Annotated in this window: 1 pseudogene; it reads left to right on the top strand. The window is 73.9% G+C overall.

The annotated features are described in order from the left end of the window. Positions 1-1,149, top strand: a pseudogene (locus SAS01S_RS22955) (chromosome segregation protein); the annotation flags it as partial.

Below are 1,149 nucleotides of genomic sequence, written 5' to 3'. Positions count from 1 at the left end.
CCCGCGCCCGCGCCGATGCCGACGAGCGCGCCGCGCAGGAAGCGCGCGACGCCGCCGAACAGGCACGCGCCGCCGCACGCGCCGAACTCGCCGCGATCGAAAGCGAAGTGATGGCGCTCGAAAAGGCGACGCGGCCATCGGGACGCGACAAGTTGCTCGATCATGTCCGCGCCGCGCCTGGCTATGAACGCGCGCTGGCGGCGGCGCTGGGCGATGACCTCGAAACCGGGCTCGACGCCAATGCCGATCGCTATTGGGCTGGTGCCGAGCCGCAGCCGGGTGACCCGTCGGCTCAGGGTCTGACCCGGCTCGCCGACCATGTCGAGGCGCCGGCGGCGCTGGCGCGACGACTGGCGCAAGTGCTGGTGGCCGAACAGGATGAAGGCCGCGCGCTCGCGGTCGGGCAGCGGCTGGTGACGCTCGGCGGCACGCTCCGGCGCTGGGACGGCTATGTCGCCAAGTCGGGCGGCGCTGCTGCTGCCGAACGGCTTGAGCGGATCAACCGTCTCGCCGCGCTCAACAAGGCGCGGCCCAAGGCGCAAGGCGCGGTCGAGAAAGCCAATGGCCAGCTCGACGAAGCCGAGCGCCGCATCGCTTCCGCGCGCGCCGATGCCCAGGCCGCCCGCGCGTCGCTCGAGCGCGCCGATAATGCTGCGCGCGAGGCGAGTCGCGCCGAGGATCGCGCCACCGCGCAGCTCGAACGGATCGAGGCGCAGCGCGCCGATCTCGACACGCGGGCGCGCCGGGTGGCGGCCGAAGCCGGCGAGGCCGAGACCGAACTGGCGCGCGCCGAGGCCGCTCGCGCTGCCTTGCCCGATGGCGCCGACACCCGCGCGGCGGTGGCACGGCTCCAGGCCGAAGCCGAGGCACGCCGGACCAATGCTTCCAACGCGCGTACTGACCGCGCCCAGCTCGATCGCGCGATCGCCGCTGATCGTGAGCGGTTCGCGGCGGCCGAAGCCGAGCAAACGAGCTGGAAATCTCGCGCCGGCGAAGCCGCCAAGCGCATCGCCGATATGGACAAGCGCGAGGCGCAGCTCGCCGCCGAAGCCGACGCGGCGGAAGCGCGCCCGGCCGAACTCGCCACGCAGATCGCCGCGCAAGAAGCGAGCCATGCCGAGCTGCGCGCCGCCGCCGAGACCGCGGCGG

Source organism: Sphingomonas asaccharolytica NBRC 15499 (genome assembly GCF_001598355.1).
In the GTDB taxonomy this organism is placed as follows: domain Bacteria; phylum Pseudomonadota; class Alphaproteobacteria; order Sphingomonadales; family Sphingomonadaceae; genus Sphingomonas; species Sphingomonas asaccharolytica.
The sequence above is the reverse complement of the archived record's forward strand: the minus strand, read 5'-3'. Positions and strand labels throughout refer to the sequence as shown.